Genomic DNA, 261 nt, shown 5'->3' on the forward strand with positions numbered 1-261 from the left:
AGCGAGCTAACCCTGCTCACACTGCTGGTGGTGGCGGGTGCCAAACTGGTGGCAACTGCCGTCAGTGCCGGCGCAGGCATGCCAATGCTGGCGATCGTAACGGCCACATTGACCGGCACCGGGCTGTTCCGCCAGCGCTCAGTTCACCAGACGGTGCTCAAGCAGCTGCGCCGCGTGGTCCCCGACGACCCCCTCAATCAATTGCTACACCGCACGCACGTCACAGCCATCATGGACAATCGCGCAGTACGCGTGCCAGTG

At 64.0% G+C, this 261-nt stretch carries 1 pseudogene; it reads left to right on the forward strand.

The annotated features are described in order from the left end of the window. A pseudogene (locus tag A3709_RS23990) lies at positions 1-261 on the forward strand (hypothetical protein); the annotation flags it as partial.

Source organism: Halioglobus sp. HI00S01 (assembly GCF_001635445.1).
In the GTDB taxonomy this organism is placed as follows: Bacteria; Pseudomonadota; Gammaproteobacteria; order Pseudomonadales; family Halieaceae; genus Halioglobus; species Halioglobus japonicus.